The sequence below is a fragment of the Zhouia amylolytica AD3 genome (assembly GCF_000511935.2).
GTDB lineage: Bacteria > Bacteroidota > Bacteroidia > Flavobacteriales > Flavobacteriaceae > Zhouia > Zhouia amylolytica.
Map to the genome: position 1 here is coordinate 480768 of NZ_AYXY01000001.1, position 19081 is coordinate 499848.

At 36.1% G+C, this 19081-nt stretch carries 21 protein-coding genes; 11 read left to right on the top strand and 10 right to left on the bottom strand.

The genetic code is table 11. From position 1 onward, the window contains the following. Positions 1 to 18 precede the first annotated feature (18 nt). The 7 genes from P278_RS02400 (at position 19) to P278_RS02430 (ending at position 6230) form a co-directional block, all read left to right on the top strand. A complete protein-coding gene (locus tag P278_RS02400) occupies positions 19 to 783 on the top strand; it encodes a tetratricopeptide repeat protein (RefSeq protein ID WP_038261608.1) in 765 nt (254 codons plus the stop codon). Continuing rightward, positions 783 to 1265: a 6,7-dimethyl-8-ribityllumazine synthase gene (gene ribH, locus P278_RS02405; RefSeq protein WP_038261611.1), complete on the top strand. Its 483-nt coding sequence runs from the start codon at positions 783 to 785 to the stop codon at positions 1263 to 1265. The genes P278_RS02400 and ribH overlap by 1 nt, the downstream gene beginning before the upstream one ends. A 120-nt stretch (positions 1266 to 1385) precedes the next feature. Then, on the top strand, positions 1386 to 1679 hold the full coding sequence (locus P278_RS02410; protein ID WP_038261614.1) for a hypothetical protein: 294 nt from the start codon (positions 1386 to 1388) through the stop codon (positions 1677 to 1679). After that, on the top strand, positions 1679 to 3529 hold the full coding sequence (gene mutL, locus P278_RS02415; RefSeq protein ID WP_038261615.1) for a DNA mismatch repair endonuclease MutL: 1851 nt from the start codon (positions 1679 to 1681) through the stop codon (positions 3527 to 3529). Before P278_RS02410 ends, mutL begins: the two co-directional genes overlap by 1 nt. A gap of 3 nt (positions 3530 to 3532) precedes the next feature. Beyond that, positions 3533 to 4336: a rhomboid family intramembrane serine protease gene (locus P278_RS02420; RefSeq protein ID WP_038261618.1), complete on the top strand. Its 804-nt coding sequence runs from the start codon at positions 3533 to 3535 to the stop codon at positions 4334 to 4336. 1 nt (position 4337) lies between these two features. Then, entirely contained in the window at positions 4338 to 5204 is an 867-nt protein-coding gene (locus P278_RS02425; RefSeq protein WP_038261620.1) for a rhomboid family protein, read from the top strand. Positions 5205 to 5207: 3 nt separating this feature from the next. Then, entirely contained in the window at positions 5208 to 6230 is a 1023-nt protein-coding gene (locus tag P278_RS02430) for an endonuclease/exonuclease/phosphatase family protein (RefSeq protein WP_038261623.1), read from the top strand. On the opposite strand, the gene P278_RS16715 is transcribed toward P278_RS02430, so the two are convergent. From P278_RS16715 to P278_RS02470, 8 genes are all read right to left on the bottom strand, one after another. Continuing rightward, entirely contained in the window at positions 6220 to 6546 is a 327-nt protein-coding gene (locus P278_RS16715) for a DUF6122 family protein (protein ID WP_316930395.1), read from the bottom strand. The two genes, P278_RS02430 and P278_RS16715, sit on opposite strands and share 11 nt — an antisense overlap. After that, the gene (locus tag P278_RS02440) at positions 6547 to 7167 is read right to left on the bottom strand and encodes a WbqC family protein (protein WP_038261626.1); all 621 of its coding nucleotides are present in this window, start codon (positions 7165 to 7167) and stop codon (positions 6547 to 6549) included. Between the two features lie 15 nt (positions 7168 to 7182). Further along, complete coding sequence (lepB, locus tag P278_RS02445) at positions 7183 to 8775, bottom strand: signal peptidase I (protein ID WP_038261629.1); 1593 nt, start codon at positions 8773 to 8775, stop codon at positions 7183 to 7185. 52 nt (positions 8776 to 8827) lie between these two features. Next, positions 8828 to 9529 carry a 4-hydroxy-tetrahydrodipicolinate reductase gene (gene dapB / locus P278_RS02450; RefSeq protein ID WP_038261633.1) on the bottom strand — a complete coding sequence of 234 codons (702 nt, stop codon included), beginning with the start codon at positions 9527 to 9529 and terminating at the stop codon, positions 8828 to 8830. Positions 9530 to 9533: 4 nt separating this feature from the next. Next, positions 9534 to 10154, bottom strand: coding sequence for a DUF5683 domain-containing protein (locus P278_RS02455; protein WP_235444233.1), 621 nt, complete (start codon positions 10152 to 10154; stop codon positions 9534 to 9536). A 32-nt stretch (positions 10155 to 10186) separates the two neighbouring features. Further along, positions 10187 to 11086, bottom strand: a complete 900-nt coding sequence (locus tag P278_RS02460; RefSeq protein WP_038261638.1) for a ParB/RepB/Spo0J family partition protein — start codon at positions 11084 to 11086, stop codon at positions 10187 to 10189. Next, positions 11086 to 11859, bottom strand: a complete 774-nt coding sequence (locus P278_RS02465) for a ParA family protein (protein WP_038261642.1) — start codon at positions 11857 to 11859, stop codon at positions 11086 to 11088. Before P278_RS02465 ends, P278_RS02460 begins: the two co-directional genes overlap by 1 nt. 105 nt (positions 11860 to 11964) lie before the next feature. After that, a complete protein-coding gene (locus P278_RS02470) occupies positions 11965 to 12846 on the bottom strand; it encodes an SDR family oxidoreductase (RefSeq protein WP_038261645.1) in 882 nt (293 codons plus the stop codon). A gap of 237 nt (positions 12847 to 13083) precedes the next feature. Here P278_RS02470 and nirK point away from each other — a divergent pair, with 237 nt between their 5' ends. The 4 genes from nirK to P278_RS02490 are packed head-to-tail and all read left to right on the top strand — an operon-like array spanning position 13084 to position 17389. Next, on the top strand, positions 13084 to 14565 hold the full coding sequence (gene nirK, locus P278_RS02475) for a copper-containing nitrite reductase (protein WP_051413363.1): 1482 nt from the start codon (positions 13084 to 13086) through the stop codon (positions 14563 to 14565). Between the two features lie 11 nt (positions 14566 to 14576). After that, positions 14577 to 15353: a formylglycine-generating enzyme family protein gene (locus tag P278_RS02480; protein ID WP_038261648.1), complete on the top strand. Its 777-nt coding sequence runs from the start codon at positions 14577 to 14579 to the stop codon at positions 15351 to 15353. Positions 15354 to 15364: 11 nt separating this feature from the next. Then, on the top strand, positions 15365 to 16093 hold the full coding sequence (locus P278_RS02485) for an SCO family protein (protein ID WP_038261651.1): 729 nt from the start codon (positions 15365 to 15367) through the stop codon (positions 16091 to 16093). Positions 16094 to 16129: 36 nt separating this feature from the next. After that, positions 16130 to 17389: an alginate export family protein gene (locus P278_RS02490; RefSeq protein ID WP_038261654.1), complete on the top strand. Its 1260-nt coding sequence runs from the start codon at positions 16130 to 16132 to the stop codon at positions 17387 to 17389. Positions 17390 to 17402: 13 nt separating this feature from the next. Here P278_RS02490 and P278_RS02495 read toward each other — a convergent pair whose 3' ends face one another. Continuing rightward, positions 17403 to 17864, bottom strand: coding sequence for a hemerythrin domain-containing protein (locus P278_RS02495; protein ID WP_038261659.1), 462 nt, complete (start codon positions 17862 to 17864; stop codon positions 17403 to 17405). Next, positions 17836 to 19068, bottom strand: coding sequence for a hypothetical protein (locus P278_RS02500; RefSeq protein ID WP_038261661.1), 1233 nt, complete (start codon positions 19066 to 19068; stop codon positions 17836 to 17838). Before P278_RS02500 ends, P278_RS02495 begins: the two co-directional genes overlap by 29 nt. Positions 19069 to 19081 lie beyond the last annotated feature (13 nt).

Consider the following 19081-nt stretch of genomic DNA (forward strand, 5'->3'; position numbering starts at 1 on the left):
AGAAGAAAAATAATAATTATGGCAACTTATAAAAGAAGAGGATACAAGCCTAAAAACAAAGAGGAAGAAGCTCAACTAGAAGAAATGGAAAGCACAACTGCGGAAGTTTTTAATACGTTAGATGAGGGAGCTTCTAAAACTGAAGAATGGGTTGCGAGAAACCAGAAGTATATTTTTGGAAGTATCGTTGGGCTAGTTATTATAGCTTTAGGAGTTTTAGGTTATCAGCAATTTATACATGCTCCGAAAGAAACGGAAGCTTCAAATGAGATGTTTTTTGCACAACAATATTTTGATGAGGCCGTAAATGCTATAGACAAGGATTCTTTGTTTAATATTGCATTGAATGGAGCAAATGGTAAGTACGGGCTTTTGGATATTATAGATAAATATAAGGGTACAAAGGCAGCTAACTTGGCAGAATACAGTTCGGGAATGGCTTATCTGAACATGAATAAATATGAGGAAGCTATAGCTCATTTACAGAACTTTAAATCTGACGATCCTATTTTGGGTGCATTAGCAAAAGGAGGAATTGGTGATGCTTTTGTTCAATTGAATCAAGCAGAGGATGCTTTGGGATATTATGAAAAAGCAATTGCACATAATGCTAATGATTTTACCACTCCGCGTTTTTTATTCAAGGCCGGAACTTTAGCCTTGAGTAGCGGAGACCATAAGACTGCTTTAAAATACTTCAAAAGAATCAAGGAGGAATATCCTAATTCTGAAGAAGGTAGGACTATAGATATTTTCATAGGTAAGGTAGAAAGTGTAAAATAATGGCTACTGAAAATAAAAATTTATCACATTACGATAAAGCAACAATCCCAAGCGCGAAGGAATTTCGGTTTGGGATTGTTGTTTCTGAATGGAACGAACAAATTACAGATGCTTTGTATCAAGGGGCGAAAGAGGCGTTGATTGATTGTGGAGCATTGGAGTCTAATATTGTGAAGTGGGATGTTCCTGGTAGTTTTGAGCTTACCTTCGGAGCAAAAAAAATGATAGAAACCCAGGCCTTAGATGCTGTAATTGCTATTGGGAGTGTTATACAAGGAGAGACGAAACATTTTGATTTTGTTTGTAGTGCTACTGCCAATGGTATCAAGGATTTAAATGTTCGTTATGATGTTCCCGTTATTTTCTGTGTTTTAACAGATAATACCCTTCTGCAGGCAATAGACAGAAGTGGGGGTAAACATGGGAATAAAGGAACGGAAGCAGCTATAGCAGCTGTTAAAATGGCTGCTTTAGGAAATTAATTACCTGATTAAACTTCTCATAGTCAGCATCGCTTTTATTTGTTAACAATTTTTAGCAGATATAACCGGGTATTCTATTTCATTTTAAGTATTTTTGAGAATAGTATAAGTAGATAGACGATGAGGCTTCCAACTCTTTTTAAACAACAAGGTAATAAATCATATTCTTACACTCCTCGATATTATGATGAGCGCAAAGAGCGTTTGGAAAAATTAAAGGAGAAACATTCAAAAAAATCGGATAGAGAATATTTTGAGGGTTACAGAAGGAAAAGCTTTCGTGAAGACTGGAAAGCAAACCGAAGAGTGAAATCAAATAACAATTCAAGAGTTCGATTTGTAGTAATTCTTATATTGTTACTGATGTTCGCCTATGTGGCCTTAAAGAATATTAACCTCGATACCTTGTTTTAATGGCAGATGTTATTAAACTTTTACCTGATCATGTTGCTAATCAAATTGCTGCAGGTGAGGTGGTTCAGCGACCAGCTTCGGTCGTAAAGGAGTTGCTGGAAAATGCCATAGATGCTTCAGCTACTGAAATTAAATTAATCGTTAAGGATGCCGGAAAAACGCTTATTCAAGTTATTGATAATGGTGTTGGAATGAGTGCAACGGATGCACGGCTTTCATTTGAGCGACATGCTACTTCTAAAATTGCTTCTGCAGAAGATTTATTTCAATTACAAACCAAGGGCTTTAGGGGTGAGGCTTTAGCCTCAATTGCTGCCATAGCTCATGTGGATATGAACACGAAACGTTCGGATGAGGAGGTAGGGACTTATATTCATATTGAGGGTGGTAAAGTTGTTGATCAAGAGGTTAATGTAATGCCAAAAGGGACCTCTATAGCCGTGAAAAATTTATTTTTTAATATTCCGGCAAGACGGAACTTTCTTAAATCGAATAATGTTGAGTTAAGGCATATTATAGATGAGTTTCATCGTGTTGCTTTGACCCACCCGGATATACATTTCGAATTGTATAATAACGGAGGTGAAATATTTAATTTGCCAAGTACCAATATAAGACAACGAATCGTTCATATTTTTGGTAATAAGACTAATGAAAAACTCGTTCCCGTTGAAGAGGATACTGAAGTTGTGAAACTTTCAGGATTTGTTTTCAAACCTGAGTTTGCCAAGAAAACAAGAGGAGAGCAATTTTTCTTTGTGAATAATCGGTTTATTAAGAGCTCTTATTTAAATCATGCTATTTCTTCAGCCTTCGAGGGGTTAGTTAAAGATCAGGTTCATCCAAGTTATTTTTTATATCTAGCTATTGATCCTTCATCTATCGATATTAATATTCATCCGACCAAAACAGAAATAAAATTTGATGATGAGCATGCTATATATGCTATCATGCGATCGGCGGTCAAGCATAGTTTAGGACAATTTAACGTTGCGCCAATCCTGGATTTCGAAAGAGATCCTAATCTTGACACTCCTTATGATTTTGAAGGTAAAAAAGCAGATATGCCGACCATTGAGGTGGATGCTAACTTTAATCCGTTTGAGGAAGAGGTTAATGGAGGATCAAACCATAAACCTTCATCATTTAAAAAAGAGAAAAGTAGTGATTGGGAAAGTTTATTTGTAGGACTTGACGAGGGTTCTGGTCAAGATGATTTTTCTTCTATTGAAATGGAGTCAGAGGTAGTAACCGGATCACTTTTTGATGAAACCAATGAAGAGGAAAGTTCGGCGGTTACATTTCAATTACAGCGGAAATATATTGTTACTTCTATAAAATCAGGAATGGTTGTTATAGATCAATCGAAGGCGCACCAGCGGGTTTTATACGAACAATTTTTGAAAGATATAACCGTTAAAGAAGCTGTTAGTCAGCAATTGTTATTTCCGTTGAATCTTAAGTTTTCTAAGTCGGAAATTGGATTGTTGAAGGAGTTAAAAGAAAGTCTGGAGAATACTGGTTTTATGTTTTCTAACTTTGAAGAGGATTCAGTAGAAGTAGGGGGAATTCCAATGAATGTTTCAGAGAGCGAAGTTGGAGGTGTTTTGGATCAATTATTGGCTGATTTCAAAGAAGAGGTGCCAGAAAATGGGTTTTCTCAAACAGACTTATTGGCTAAAACCTTGAGTAAGACTTTGGCTGTACGAACAGGAGATGTTTTAAATAAGGCTTCTCAAGAAGCGTTAGTTCATAATTTATTTGCCTGTAAGGAGCCTAACTTATCTCCTTTTAACAGGCCGACCTTTGTAACAATGACAGCAAACGATCTCGATAAAAAATTTATGTAATACATGGGAAGAATTTCAGAAACTGTAAAACATCTAATAATTATTAATGCCCTTTTCTGGGTGGCTACCATAGTGCTCAGAAAATCTGGAATAGATCTCGATGCAATATTAGCGTTACATTTTCCATTAAATGATACGTTTAAACCCTGGCAAGTTATAACGCATATGTTTATGCATGCAACCTTTACCGCTAATGGAGGTATTATTTTTGCGCATATTTTGTTCAATATGTTTGGTTTATGGATGTTTGGTACCCCGCTGGAGCAAATGTGGGGTAGGAATAAATTTCTCTTTTTTTACATTTTTGCGGGTGTAGGTTCTGCAATCGTATATACGGCCTTTAATTTTTACCAATTTTTTCAAGCTTCGGAGATTATGCACGGACTTGGATTTAGCAACGATCAGATAAAGGCTTTACTTAGTTTGCCTCACGACCAAGTGGTATCTACATTGAATTCGGGAGTATATGACGGGTTGAGGTTGGATCGTATACAAGAAATTTACGATGAAGGATATTTTGCCTTTAATTCTGTGGCTGTTGGTGCGTCAGGGGCCCTTTATGGGATTCTTGTAGCATTCGCAATGATGTTTCCAAACGCCGAATTAATGTTAATTTTCCTCCCAATTCCTATTAAAGCTAAATATTTTGTTCCTATCTTAATACTAGGAGATTTATTCTTTGGTTTCACACAGTATTCTATAGGTCCAATTGCTCATTTTGCGCATGTTGGGGGTGCTTTGTTTGGCTTTATAATGATGTGGTACTGGAAGCGAAATCAATTTAATAAAAACAGATGGGATAGATAGGATGAGTATAACAAAAGACATACAATACAAGTTTAAGACCTTATCGATTGCTGAGAAGTTGATAGCCATCAATGTTGCTATTTTTATACTTAATGCTTTGTTTGTTTTTTTAATGCAGCAAAGACAGGATGTAATTGTTCAGTGGTTTCAGTTGCCAAAAAGTTTTTCTGACTTTATTCTTCAGCCTTGGTCTATTGTTTCGTATGCCTTCTTTCATGCTGGTTTTATGCATATTTTCTGGAATATGATTCTGTTGTATTTTACCGGTAGAATTTTTCTCAATTTGTTTAAACCTCGAATGTTTTTAAATGTATATTTCCTAGGGGCTATTACGGGAGGTTTATTGTTTTTATTGAGTTATAATTTGTTTCCTGCCTTTTCGGGCATTAATACTGCTCTAATAGGTGCTTCTGCTGCAGTGATGGCAGTATTGATATTTATTTGTACCTATATGCCTTATCAAGAGGTAAGAGTGATTTTTTTCAATATTAAACTATGGCATTTAGGTGCTTTTTTCGTTTTACTGGATTTAATTCAAATTCCGATGGGTAATGCCGGAGGCCATATAGCCCATTTAGGTGGGGCCTTATTAGGATTTGTGTATGCAAAAAAGTTGGGAGAGGGTAAGGATATAGGTAGTGGATTTGAAAAAGGAGTGGATTCGATGGTAAATTTCTTCAAAAGATCTAAAAAATCTCCTTTAAAAACGGTTCATAAGAATAAATCAGCTGCCCAAAATAAATCGACTATAAGTAAGAATGAGTATCAACGAAAGATAGATGAAATTCTAGATAAGATTAGCAAGAGTGGCTATGATAGTTTAACCAAGGAAGAAAAAGACTTTCTGTTCCGTGCGGGAAAAGAGTAGTGTATGAAAAAGCTGAACTGGTTTAATAGGTTTATTTTCCTTATAAATTCTCTTTTTGCGGCATTGTTGTTGCTTTCATATGCCTTGCCTTATGTGTTTCCAAAAAGCTTTCCTACACTATCTGTCTTTAGTTTGTCTGTTCCAATTTTCATTACAATAAATATTGTTTTTGTTTGCTATTGGGTTTTACAGTTTAAAAGGCAATTCTTACTGTCTTTAATAATTCTGTTAATGGGGTATGGACATCTCAAGGCATTTTACAGATTTTCAGGAAATGAAGAAAGTTCTGTTCGTGAGGGGGTACTCAAAGTAATGAGTTTTAATGTAAGGTTGTTTAATTTGTATGAGTGGATTCCTGGTGATGATGTGGATCAGGATATTATCAACTTTGTAAATAGTGAGGCTCCGGATGTGATTTGTTTTCAGGATTTTCACAAGGATAAAGAAGAGGTTTTTGTGAATTACCCATACAAGTATACAGTTTATAAACACCGAAAAAACAAAAATGGAAATGCTGTCTTTTCCAAGTATCCAATAATAAACAAGGGTGTGCTCGATTTTCCGGGGAATGGGAATAACGGTATGTATGTTGATTTGAGGAAAGGTAATGATACCATTCGTGTTTACAATCTTCATTTGGAATCGCATCGAATCAATCCTGATGAGGAAGCACTTACAAAAAAAAATTCAGAACGCTTATTCAAACGTATTGGTAATACATTTGCCATGCAACAAACACAGGCCGAAATGGTGGCGGAGCATAAAAAACTCTGTCATTATAAGAAAATAATTTGTGGCGATTTTAATAATACTTCTTCTTCAAATATTTTTAAACTTATTCGAGGAGACATGAAAGATACTTTTGAAGAGCAGGGTAAAGGTTTAGGAAGGACCTTTGTATTTAAGTTTTTTCCACTTCGAATAGATTTTATTTTGATAGATGATACGATTGAGGTTTTATCGCATAAAAATTATGATCAGAAGCTTTCTGATCACTATCCTATAAAAAGCACAATTAGATTATAGTTTTTGAAAGTATGCAATCTGTAGTATCTGCCAGGATGTGTAAAAGTAATGCAATTCCATAAATCCTTGATTTATTGTTAAAAAGGAGCAGGGTATACATGAATATAAATGGATAGGAGTGTAACAGGTGAAAATTTATGCTGCAGCGGTTGGGGTCAAATATAGGATTTGCCCATACGTGATCAATATCTATAATAATTGCACTTATTAGGATTACTAAACTCTTTTTCCAATTTGATCTATAAAAAATAAATGCAATCAGAATCGGTACTAAAAAGTGAATTCCATAATGAATAATAAAACGAATAGCTTCCAATTAAAGAGAAGGTTGTGATTCTAAATAACTTATGGCATTAGGACCTTCATTGAACAGTAAATCAATAATGCTAAGGTTTTCTATGAAGCCATGTTTATCGCCGAATACTTGTATATAATTGTCGAAATTAAAAATAGGTTCCTTTTTCGATTCAACCAGAGACCTGAAATCTATAATATTGTTTTCAGGGTTAATTTGAAAGGTGTCAGTTTTTTGAATTTCTATTTCAAATTGAAGGCATTCGGATATCAGTTCAATAGTCTCGAAATTTAAATCCATTAAGAACCGATGCTTTTTTTGAAAGATCGGAGCAATCTCATCTTCATAAAATTCAAAGTATGGTGAGGTGCGATAGGCTGTTTCTATCGACTTCCAGTGTTGCTTCTTCCAACTGAAACCATTATCTATCTGAACATCTTTATATTTTCGTCTTCCCGTGCCTTTAGCATGTTTTATAGGTATGCTTAATAGCTGCTTTCCGTTTGGGCTGTATATGAAGGTTCGATTCCTATAGGTTTGCTTTTGGTAATTGTCTTCAACCTCAAATATAATTTCCTTATTTGCAATGGTTACAAAATGGGAAATTGACGGGAAGTATGTTGGGTGCAATAATGCTTTCACGACTATTTTATAGTGTTACGCTTTTTTCTTTTTTCTTTTTCTGATCTCAGCAAAGATTAAATAACCTACGAGCAGTATTACGAAATATTTAAAATAAGAAACCGGCTTGCCATCACCATTAACGGTAGTAAAGAGACGTTCCCATCGAATTTTATCAAGGCCTGAAGCATTGCTGTCCCAGCTCATCCATACAAAAACAGGTTTTCCTACTATATGGTCTTCGGGTACGTATCCCCAAAAGCGGCTATCTTCCGAACGATGACGGTTGTCACCCATCATCCAGTAATAGTCTTGATTAAATGTGTATTGAGTGGTTGTCTTACCATTTATGAGGATTTGATTTCCAGAGACTTTTAATTCGTTCCCCTCATATTCTTCAATGATTTTTTTATAGAGTGGTAAGGTCTCCAGAGAAATATCAATGGTTTGTCCTTTTTTAGGGATATAGATTGGGCCGAATTGGTCTTGATTCCAAGCGAACTGTGGAGCGCCTGGAAAGACACCTTGATTCGTTTCTGGTTTTGGTTCTACATACCGTTGAATACTCTCTATATTGGGATTGTTTTTTAATTGGTCTGCTGCATCTTCTGTTAAGGCTGTAAAAGCATAAATGCCATTTTGTTGGGGAAAGATAGGGTCGGTAACACCGTAGCGTTCGTACATGTATTGCGGGTTGATGTTACTTCCTTGCTTTACCTTAGCAAAATATGTGAATTGAGGTTTTGCTCTTTCCGGAAGAACTGTTCTCTCTCCATTTATGTATATGTATCCGTCTTTGATTTCCAAGGAATCACCTGGAATACCAACACACCTTTTTACGTAATTTGATTTTTTATCAATTGGTTTACGTATTTTTTTGTTGGTGTGTTTGAAAAATTGTTCAACTGTATCTGCCGGCCAATTGAAAACGACAATTTCGTTTCGCTTTACATCCTGAAATCCCGGAAGTCTGAAATACGGTAATTGTAATTTATTAAGTAAAGAGTTTTCTGCTTTGTTAGCATCATTTTCATGAACATAAGATTTAATACCAAGTTTTGGTATGGTATCGTGCACCATAGGTAATGAAACCGTAGTCATTGGTGTTCTGGCACCATAGTGAAATTTGCTTACAAAAAGAAAGTCACCTACCAATAGTGTTTTTTCGAGAGAAGACGTAGGGATAACATAAGGCTGAATGAAATAGGTATGTACCAGTGTAGCAGCGACCACTGCGAATAAAATAGAACTTATCCATTCTCCAGTTGCTGTTCTTGGTTTTAAACTTCTTTCTTCAATGTAATTTACATCTGTGGCATAATTTATATAAAAAATGTAAAGTCCTAAAGTCAATACTACAAGCCAAGTATCAGCTTTGTTGTGTCTGCCGAAACTTCGAATTGTTTCTACCCATACCACTGGAAACATTATTAAGTTAATAATGGGGATGAATAATAAAATAACCCACCATTTAGGCCTGTTGATTATTTTCATTAAGATTACCGCATTATATATTGGGATAATAGCTTCCCAGGCTTGTCTTCCCGCTTTAACATATAATTTCCAGGTACCCGCAAAGTGAATTACTTGTAAAATCAGAAAAAATATAAACCATTGTGTCATTGTCATGATATAGGTGTTTATTGTTCTTAGTGTACTTTAAAGGTGTTTTGTTACGGAGTTAACCAATATTTAACACGTCTTTCATACTGAATACCCCATGTTTTCCGATAATCCATTCAGCGGCAATTACGGCACCAAGGGCAAATCCTTCTCTGTTATGAGCTGTATGAGTAATGTCGATGGAATCAACTTCACTTTGATATGATACTGTATGAGTACCAGGTACATTCACTATTCTTTTAGCGACTATAGGTACTTCGTTTGCATCAGCTTTGTCCAGCTTCCATCCTGAAAGCGAAGTATTGTTGATAATGCCTTCCGCTAGGGTGATCGCAGTACCACTTGGGGCATCTAGTTTCTGTGTATGGTGAATTTCTTCCATACTCACATTATACTGAGAAAGGTTTTTCATTAGTTTGGCCAAATATTCATTAAGTTGAAAGAATACATTGACTCCCAGACTAAAGTTAGAAGCGTAAATAAAAGCTCCATTGTTTGCGGAGCATATATCGACAGCTTCTTTATACTGATCTAACCAGCCTGTTGTTCCAGAAATGACTGGTACGTTATTTTTAAAGCAATTCGTAATATTATTGAAAGCTGAGGTAGGAATGCTAAAGTCTATAGCCACATCAGCAAGAGCGATATCGTATTCTTTGTCATTTGCATCTACTTTCAGGACAATTTCATGTCCTCGCGATAGTGCAATTTGCTCTATCATTTTTCCCATTTTTCCGTATCCTAGTAATGCAATTTTCATTTGTTTAAAATTTGAATGTGAGGGTTAAACCGTAATTTTTGTTAAAATTGATTTCGTTAATCTCCATGTATGGCTTTAAGGTAAGGTCGTCGCTCATGTTGTATTGTTTTAGATGGGCGTCGACATTAGCATCGATAATATTCAGGGCATAAAGACCTATTGTTATTAAAAGGGAAAGGTCTTTGTTTTTTTGATAAAATTCCTGAGCATCTCTTAGTGCATCTTCACTAAGGTCTGGGGTGTTTTTTGGGTTGCCGTCGGCATCTGTTCCCCAGAATTCATCGGTATTAAAGCCGGCAAGTCTACTTTTATATGCATCTCGGTAACGGTCATACTGTTTGGTGTTTTCAAGATAAAAATAGACGCCTGTTCCTATGGCTCCATATACAATAGGAATCTTCCAGTAACGTTTATTATATGCCTGACCTAATCCTGGAAGTACAGCGGAGTAAAATGCAGCTCTACTCGGAGATAAAGGATCAAGTTTGTAATTAGCATCTTTAATGCTATCCCGACGTTGCTTTCGAAGTTCTCGTTTACTGAATGTTTTTTGTACAGAATCTATAGAAACACGAAGTGTATCCGTTTTTTTCTCTTGTGCTGAGATCGTGTTAAAGAGGCACAAGAGAAATGTTAAAAAAAATAGCTGCTTTAGCACTACTCAAATAATTTTTTAAGGCGTAAAAAATCTTCTTTAGAGTGGAATGGAATGATTAATTTTCCTTTACCACTCTTTGCTACTTTAACGTCTATTTTGGTAGAAAAGTATTCTGTTAGATCTTCAAGGCTATCTGAAATATATTCTGGAACCTTTTCGGACTCTGATGATTTACTCTTTTTTGATGTGTCTTTATTTTGGTATGCACGAACCAGTTCTTCAGTTTGTCTTACGGACAAGGAGTCGCCAAGTATTCGCTCGTAAATTTCTAGCTGAAGTGATTTATTTTCGATATTAATTATAGCCCTACCATGTCCCATGGACAGGAAACCATCCCGAATACCGGTTTGGATGATAGGATCAAGCTTTAACAAGCGTAAGTAATTGGTGATGGTAGAACGTTTTTTACCAACTCTTTCACTCATTTGTTCCTGAGTAAGGTTAATCTCATCGATCAATCGCTGATAAGATAAAGCAATTTCAATAGCATCTAAATCCTGGCGTTGGATATTTTCTACCAATGCCATTTCTAAAGATTCCTGATCGTTTGCTATTCTAATATAAGCAGGTACTGTTTTCAGCCCGGCTAATTTAGAAGCTCTTAAACGACGTTCACCTGAGACCAATTGATACTTGTTGAAGTCTATTTTTCGAACCGTGATAGGTTGGATAACTCCTAATTCTCTTATTGAGGTTGAAAGTTCTGTTAAGGTTTCTTCGTTAAAATTTGTTCTTGGCTGAAACGGGTTAAGCTCAATACTTTCAACGTCCAATTCAACAATATTACCAACTACTTTGTCCGCATTTTTATCCTCAGCTGATTGAATATCATTTTCAGGATCTTTTAATAATGCTGACAATCCTCTTCCTAATGCTTGTTTTTTCGTTGCTTTTGCCATTAAACAGTCTCCTTATTCTTTTTTATAATTTCATGCGCCAAATTTAGGTAATTTGAAGCACCTTTACTTGTTGCATCGTAATTAATAATGGTTTCTCCAAAACTTGGAGCTTCACTCAGGCGCACATTTCTTTGAATAATGGTATCGAAAACCATATCGCTAAAATGTTTTTGCACCTCTTCCACCACCTGATTTGACAGACGTAATCTGGAATCATACATGGTAAGGAGTAAGCCTTCAATATCAAGATTTTGATTGTGAAGTTTTTGGACACTCTTAATAGTGTTTAAAAGTTTACCAAGTCCTTCCAAAGCGAAATACTCACATTGTATAGGGATAATTACAGAATCAGCACAGGTAAGTGCATTTAAGGTTAAGAGGCCTAAAGAAGGGGCACAGTCAATAAGAATATAATCGTAATTGTCTTTAACGCTTTCGATAGCATTTTTGAGCATGTACTCACGTTTGTCTTTATCGACTAACTCAATTTCTATGGCCACCAAGTCTATATGTGCCGGAATAAGATCTACATTCGGAGAATTTGTTTTAACAATAGTCTCTTCTGCAGAATGCGTATGTTCCAAAAGTTGATAAGAACCTTTTTCAATAGTTTCCACATCAAGACCTAATCCTGAAGTAGCATTGGCTTGGGGATCGGCGTCAATTAAAAGAACTTTCTTTTCAAGAACGCCCAATGCAGCGGCTAGATTAACGGAGGTTGTGGTTTTACCTACTCCTCCTTTTTGATTTGCTATAGCAATAATTTTGCCCATGGATATCTTCATTTATAGCAGTAAAAATACAACTATTTGTGGGTTTTGAAAATGTATTTTATTAACACTTCAATTTCGGATACGTTAATTTACAGAAAAACTATATTATTTATTCTTTTTAGCTTTAATCATTGCCTCCAGCATATCCCACATCTGATCAGGGACTGCTTCAAGCAGGTTGAACTGACCAGCTCCTTTTAACCATTCGCCTCCATCTATTGTAATCACTTCTCCATTAATATATGCTGAAAAATCTGAAACCAGATAGGCTGCCAGATTGGCTAATTCCTGATGATCACCTACTCGTTTTAGGGGTACTTTTTTGGCGAGATCAAATTTTTCTTTTAAATCACCGGGAAGCAGTCTGTCCCAAGCTCCTTTTGTTGGGAATGGACCCGGAGCTATAGCATTGGATCGAATTCCGTACTTAGCCCATTCTACAGCTAAGCTTCTTGTCATGGCTAAAACACCGGCTTTGGCAGTAGCTGATGGAACTACATATGCAGAACCGGTCCAAGCGTAGGTGGTTACAATATTCAGGATGTTGGTGTTTTCTTGTTTAGTGTCAATCCAGTGTTTACCAAAGGCCAAGGTGCAGTTTTTAGATCCTTTAAGAACAATATCTATAATGGTGTCGAATGCATTTGCCGACAATCTTTCGGTAGGCGAAATAAAGTTTCCGGCAGCATTGTTTAGAAGAACGTCTATTTTACCAAATTCTTCTACGGCTTTTTTCCGCATGGCTTCCACCTGATCGTAATGTCTTACATCACATTGCAGAGGGAGGCACGTTCCTCCTGTTTCTGCTTCAAGTTCTTTTGCAGTATCTCTAAGTTTTTCAATATTTCTTGAAGTAATGGCGACATGAGCTCCAAGTTCTAAGAAATATTTAGACATGGCTTTACCCAATCCGCTTCCGCCACCGGTTACCACAATACTTTTATCTTTGAGTGCTCCATCGCGAAGCATTTTATTTTTAAAATTCATTTTTGATAGTTTTTATAGAGTTAAATGTATGAAATTATTTCCGTTTGTTGGGGTGGGGTAACTGCTATATACCGTCTAAAAAAATATTGTTGTTGTTTTTGTGATAAATGATAAATGTCATCTTTAGGTCTGTTTAAACCAAATATCTTTACCGAGTAAATATGAATAAAACAGATTCGATAATAAGACATAAAGGTCTTTTAATCTTGTTTAATTAAGTAATCTAATATTTTATCTATGAATCATCTCATTACATCATTTATTACAGTGTCTTTTTTGAAAAGGCCTGGAGTCCTGTTGTTTATTGGTGTTCTTTTATTTTCATGCGCTAATGATGAAAAAAAAGAACTAGCCAGTGCTATTGATATTCCTGTTTTTCAGGAAATGCAAGCGGAGCTGACCTCGCCTCCTAAAGTTCCCAGACCTGTTGGAGAGCGGAAGGCAAAGAAGCTTATTGTCGATATGGAAATTCTTGAAAAAGAAGGGGAAATGACCAATGGTGTGCGTTATGTATACTGGACTTTTGGGGGAACAGTTCCTGGAAGTTTTATCCGAACCAGAGTTGGTGATGAAGTTGAGTTTCATTTAAAAAATCATCCGGACAATAAATTACCACATAATATTGATCTGCATGCTGTTACTGGTCCGGGGGGTGGTGCGGAATCATCATTTGTTGCACCGGGCCATGAAAAGGTATTTTCATTTAAGGTTTTAAATCCGGGTCTATATGTTTATCACTGTGCAACTGCTCCTGTGGGGATGCATATTGCTAATGGCATGTATGGTTTGATTTTGGTGGAACCTGAGGGGGGACTACCCTTGGTGGATAAAGAGTATTACATCATGCAGGGTGATTTTTATACAGAAGGAAAGAATGGTGAAAGGGGGTTACAGCCTTTTGATATGCAAAAGGCGGTTAATGAGAATGCTGACTATGTAGTGTTTAATGGAAAGGTTGGAGCTCTAACGGGAGATAATGCTATAACTGCTAATGTAGGGGAAACGATTAGGTTGTTTGTCGGGAACGGTGGTCCAAACCTGGTCTCTTCCTTTCATGTAATCGGTGAAATATTTGATAAAGTTCATATTGAAGGAGGGAACCGAATCAATGAAAATGTTCAGACCACTCTGATTCCGGCTGGAGGAGCTGCTATTGTTGAGTTTAAGGTTGATGTGCCTGGAACATTTATTCTGGTAGATCATTCGATATTCAGAGCTTTCAATAAGGGAGCATTAGGGATGCTAAAGGTACAGGGAGAGAAGGATAAAACTATTTATTCCGGTGAATTGAGAGATGATATTTATTTGCCGGAAGGCGGAGGTATTCAATCTATGCCAACTACGGAGGAATTTGTTGAAGCTGAGGTAACAGCTAAAACCTTAGCGGAGCAATTGAAATTTGGTAAACAAACCTATATGCAAACATGTTTTGCTTGTCATCAGGCTGAGGGACAAGGAGTGGCAGGTGCTTTTCCTCCATTGTCAAAGTCAGATTATTTAAATGCTGATGTGGATAGAGCCATAGGTGTAGTATTAAATGGATTAACAGGGGAGATTACGGTTAATGGTGAAAAGTATAACAGTGTTATGACCCGTCAAAATTTAACTGATGAGGAAATCGCCAATGTTTTGACTTATGTATATAATAGTTGGGATAATTCAGAGCAGGTAGTCACCCCAGAAATGGTGAATAAAGTAAGAAGTAATTCGAATTTATAAATGTTTTAGATATGAAAATCAATACCCTTAGAAGGCTATTTTTTATAGGTTGTTTGTTTTATTATGGCATTGTGTGTTGTCAATCTAAGGGTATGGTTTTTATAGAGGGCAGCAGGTATATTCCATTATACGGGCGTGATTCAATCGTAGTTGAAGTTAAAGATTTTGAAATTGATATTTTTCCGGTTACCAATGCTGAGTTTCTCAAGTTTATAGCGTTGAACCCGCAATGGCAAAAATCTAAGGTGAAAAAGCTATTTGCAGAGGAAAATTACCTTAACAACTGGTTAAATGACCATGATCTTAAAAGTGGGGTAAATCTAAAAAGTCCGGTAACTTATGTGTCCTGGTTTGCGGCGAAGGCTTATTGTGAATGTATGGGCAAACGATTGCCGACTATTGACGAATGGGAATATGTAGCTATGGCCGATAAAGAACTGCGAGATGCCAGAGTGAAGAAATCTTACAATCAGCAAATTTTAGCGTGGTATGAAACTCCGAAAACATATAACAATCTTATAGGTGAGAACTCTAAAAATATTTGGGGAGTTTATGATTTGCACGGATTGGTGTGGGAGTGGACCCTTGATTTTAATTCGGTACTGATATCCGGTGAATCAAGAAAAGATGTAGATAAAGACAGTAATTTATTTTGTGGTAGTGCAGCTATCGGTGCCACAGATCTTATGAATTATGCGGCCTTTATGCGTTACGCATTCAGAGGAAGTATAAAGGCGCGATATGCGATTAAGAATCTGGGTTTTAGATGCGTAAAAGATGTGAATTAAATTAAACACATATGAGAATAAGATATATAGTTTCAATTATTTTACTACTTCTTGTGTCTTGCAAGGAAAATAATGTAAAGGTCCAAGAGGGTGTTGTAAATGTATATGAGTGCCCTATGCATTGCGAAGGAAATAAGATGTATGAGGAGGCAGGGGTTTGTCCGGTTTGTGAAATGGACTTAAAGTTGGTTCAGGGAGACTCTGTTAAGGAAACAGCTTCGGTTAAAATTTCTGAGATGTCTATTTTTAATTTAAATTCAAGATGGACGAATCAAAATGGGCAAGATCTTCATTTAAAGGATTTACAGGGTGAAGTTCTTGTAATGGTGATGATTTATACGTCGTGTAAGGCTGCCTGCCCTCGTTTGGTCGCTGACATGCGGAATATTGAGAAGCGTCTTACCGCTGAAGCAAAGGAAAGGGTTAAAATGATCTTTGTGAGTATTGACCCTGAAATAGATACTCCGGAGCGCTTAAAGGTTTTTGCTAAAGAGAACTACATGGATGCCGATCCCTGGATGTTTTTACGATCAACTGAAGAAAATACCAGGGAATTTGCTGCTGTTGTGGCTGTTAGCTATAAAGAAATTTCGCCTATAGATTTTTCGCATTCTAATATTATTACTGTTTTTGATCAGCATGGAGAAATGGTTTTCCAGCAAGAGGGACTTGGAGTGAATTCGGATCAAACTGTGAAACATATAAACGATGCTGTGTTGAAATTAAAAAAAGAATTATAACTTTAGTGTAAATCATTGATTGTAAAATTGATATATATGAAAAAAATAGCTACCCTTCTTGTTTTTTGTGTGTTCTCTCACATGCTTTTTGCCCAAGAATTTAAGACTGATATACAATTAAGACCTCGTTTTGAATATAGAAATGGTTTTAAAACATTGCTTTCTGATGATCAAAATTCTACTTCTCTTGTTTCTCAACGATCAAGAATAAATTTTGGTTTCAAGCAAGAACAAATCGAATTAAAATTATCCTTACAAAATATAAGGGTTTGGGGAGATGTACCTACTTTGACTTCTACTGATCAAAACAATGTAATGGTTTATGAGGCTTATGGTATTTATCGTATGAATGATAAATGGAGTTTTAAACTGGGGCGTCAGCGATTGTCATATGATAACCAAAGGATTTTAGGGGCTGTTGACTGGGCGCAGCAAGGGCGTTCACATGATGCTTTTCTTACTACATTCAAACCCAACGAAAAAAGCAGGTTAGATTTTGCTCTTTCCGTAAGTTCTGAAGCTGAGGTTGTAGTGGAGACTCCTTATACCTTGAATAATTTTAAAAATATGCAATTGTTATGGTATCATACAGACTTTACTTCTTCGCAATTAAGTTTACTTGCCTTAAATACCGGATTTGAATTTGAAGAAAACACTTCCGGGGATCGAACCACACAGTATATGCAAACAGTGGGAGGATTTTATAAGTTTAAATATGACTCGTGGTATGGTGATTTGGGTGCTTATGGTCAGTTTGGAGAACGCAATGATGCCGATGTAAGTGCTTTTAACTTTTGTACCAATATCTATTGGAATATTACAAATACATGGATTGCAGGTTTGGGAGGTGAATATCTTTCAGGGAATGACATGGATGATACTTCAGGTGATAATAATGCATTTAACCCGTTATTTGGGACGAATCATGCTTTTAATGGATTTATGGATTATTTCTATGTAGGAAATCATATTAATTCGGTGGGGCTTACTGATGTGTATGCTAAGATTTTCTATAAAAGAGATAGATTTGATATTTCGGTTCAGCCACATTTATTCTGGTCGGCAGGTACTATTCTTGATGGTGTTTCGGAAGCCGATAATTATTTAGGTACAGAGGTAGATTTGGTGGCTAATTACAAAGTGCATAAAAATATTGGGTTAGCACTTGGATATTCACAGATGTTCGGAAGTGATTCTATGGAGCTTTTAAAGGGCGGAGATTCTGGCAACACTCAAAATTGGGCGTGGATAAGTGTTAATTTCAACCCTACTATATTTAATACCGCCAAAAATTAATTAGACGCAGCTATTATTTCCAAAATTCATCATCGGGATTGTCTTGAAAGGGCATCTCATGATGAATTTTTTCAATTTTATTCATTTCTTCTTCATCGGTGGTTTTTTGAATTTCAGGGAAGAGGATACGTTCTTCAAAACGAATGTGTTCCTCGAGTTTTTGTTCAATACGATGAAGTACATTGTCAAGATCGTATTCTTGTTCAAATAACAGGTGTAATTCTTGATGATCTGCCATGGCTCTATCGATGTACTCATGTTCAGATCCGAGTAAAGGGAAGATATAATTTTCTTCTATTTTAAAATGTGGAATCAAGTGATTTTCATAAAACCAGTCTGCGTAAACTTTAATTCGTTTCGGTGAGACTCCTTTTTGAAATCCATTTCTGATCTTCCATGCTAACAGTAATCCTTGATGATGTTCCCGACTAAGTGGTTGCAATGCCTTATGTCGTTTTAATGGTTGTCGTTTCATTGTTGTTAATTTTATTTTTATAGACTCCCACAAGAATACAAAAAATGCCGGCGGGTAAGAAACTACTCAAGACAAATAAAATTTGGTAATATGAATCAATTAAACCTATCTGAAGATAGAATAGTACCCCTTGGATAAATAAAATAAGTTCGGTACCTAAAAAGCCATATAAAAAAAGATAAAACCCAAAACCGAACCATTTCAGCGTATTACGAATAAGGTTTGTTTGTGGCATAAAGGCGAATAAAAAACCTGTAATCACTCCAAGCATGGTTAGGTGAATGAACCCTATAACAAAATTTTTAATCTGAAAAGAAATACTGGCAATCTCGGGGATAAGAGAGAAGGATTGAATAATTATTTTAAGCACAAAACATGCTAAGGCAAAGCGCAACCCATGCTTAGCTATTAAGTTTGTACGTAGCCAAAAGGCTTTTAACAATGGTCTCATGAATTTGATGAAATACCCTAATGCCCCAAGTTGCAGGATTACCCCCAAGCCATTTATCCAGCTAAATATTACATGTTTTAAGTACCAGCTTACGGGTAATGATATTGTACAAATTGTAGCGATTATCAATAGTTGATAAAATTTTTTGAAGTTGTGATTGTCTATCAGTAGTCCCAGTTTTTCAAACTGTTTTATTAAAAGTGCCAGTACGGCAATTAGAAACCAGCCATTAAACTGAAAATGTAAAAAGAATTGTATCGCTATCTGGTACCATGGTGATGAAGGGCCGGCTATAACCATTGCAGGACCCAGGCACCAAACCCCAATGGTTGAGATGAGCATAAAAATAAGAGCGGTTTTTAAGAGTTTAATACTAAAAAAAGGTTTTGCACCCAGATCTTTCCAAATGCGATATACAAAAAAGTAACTGCAAAAAATATGAAGGGTCGAAAAACTTATAGAAATTGCCGCATACCCTTGTAACGGGAAACTAATCATCATTCCTATTACTGATATCTCAGTTAACCAAAATAGTCTTCCGTAAACTTTTTTAGGATTCGGAATATAAAAATGGACAATAAACGTAAACAGCATTAAGTATACCCATCCCAACATGGCGACATGAGAATGCCCATGTGTCAGAAATCGATAGTTAATGTTAAGAGGGGATATAAATGCCAAGCGCATTGTTAGTCCCATTAAGGCAGCGATTAAAAAATTAATTAGACAAACTACAGTCAGTTTTTTTAACATGGAAAACAACGGT

What these genes read in the sequence shown, in the direction of transcription:
- P278_RS02400 (WP_038261608.1), top strand. Translation starts at nt 19, where the DNA reads ATGGCAACTTATAAAAGAAGAGGATACAAGCCTAAAAACAAAGAGGAA.
- ribH (WP_038261611.1), top strand. Translation starts at nt 783, where the DNA reads ATGGCTACTGAAAATAAAAATTTATCACATTACGATAAAGCAACAATC.
- P278_RS02410 (WP_038261614.1), top strand. Translation starts at nt 1,386, where the DNA reads ATGAGGCTTCCAACTCTTTTTAAACAACAAGGTAATAAATCATATTCT.
- mutL (WP_038261615.1), top strand. Translation starts at nt 1,679, where the DNA reads ATGGCAGATGTTATTAAACTTTTACCTGATCATGTTGCTAATCAAATT.
- P278_RS02420 (WP_038261618.1), top strand. Translation starts at nt 3,533, where the DNA reads ATGGGAAGAATTTCAGAAACTGTAAAACATCTAATAATTATTAATGCC.
- P278_RS02425 (WP_038261620.1), top strand. Translation starts at nt 4,338, where the DNA reads ATGAGTATAACAAAAGACATACAATACAAGTTTAAGACCTTATCGATT.
- P278_RS02430 (WP_038261623.1), top strand. Translation starts at nt 5,208, where the DNA reads ATGAAAAAGCTGAACTGGTTTAATAGGTTTATTTTCCTTATAAATTCT.
- lepB (WP_038261629.1), bottom strand. Translation starts at nt 8,775, where the DNA reads ATGACAATGACACAATGGTTTATATTTTTTCTGATTTTACAAGTAATT.
- dapB (WP_038261633.1), bottom strand. Translation starts at nt 9,529, where the DNA reads ATGAAAATTGCATTACTAGGATACGGAAAAATGGGAAAAATGATAGAG.
- P278_RS02460 (WP_038261638.1), bottom strand. Translation starts at nt 11,086, where the DNA reads ATGGCAAAAGCAACGAAAAAACAAGCATTAGGAAGAGGATTGTCAGCA.
- P278_RS02465 (WP_038261642.1), bottom strand. Translation starts at nt 11,859, where the DNA reads ATGGGCAAAATTATTGCTATAGCAAATCAAAAAGGAGGAGTAGGTAAA.
- P278_RS02470 (WP_038261645.1), bottom strand. Translation starts at nt 12,846, where the DNA reads ATGAATTTTAAAAATAAAATGCTTCGCGATGGAGCACTCAAAGATAAA.
- nirK (WP_051413363.1), top strand. Translation starts at nt 13,084, where the DNA reads ATGAATCATCTCATTACATCATTTATTACAGTGTCTTTTTTGAAAAGG.
- P278_RS02480 (WP_038261648.1), top strand. Translation starts at nt 14,577, where the DNA reads ATGAAAATCAATACCCTTAGAAGGCTATTTTTTATAGGTTGTTTGTTT.
- P278_RS02485 (WP_038261651.1), top strand. Translation starts at nt 15,365, where the DNA reads ATGAGAATAAGATATATAGTTTCAATTATTTTACTACTTCTTGTGTCT.
- P278_RS02490 (WP_038261654.1), top strand. Translation starts at nt 16,130, where the DNA reads ATGAAAAAAATAGCTACCCTTCTTGTTTTTTGTGTGTTCTCTCACATG.
- P278_RS02495 (WP_038261659.1), bottom strand. Translation starts at nt 17,864, where the DNA reads ATGAAACGACAACCATTAAAACGACATAAGGCATTGCAACCACTTAGT.
- P278_RS02500 (WP_038261661.1), bottom strand. Translation starts at nt 19,068, where the DNA reads ATGTTAAAAAAACTGACTGTAGTTTGTCTAATTAATTTTTTAATCGCT.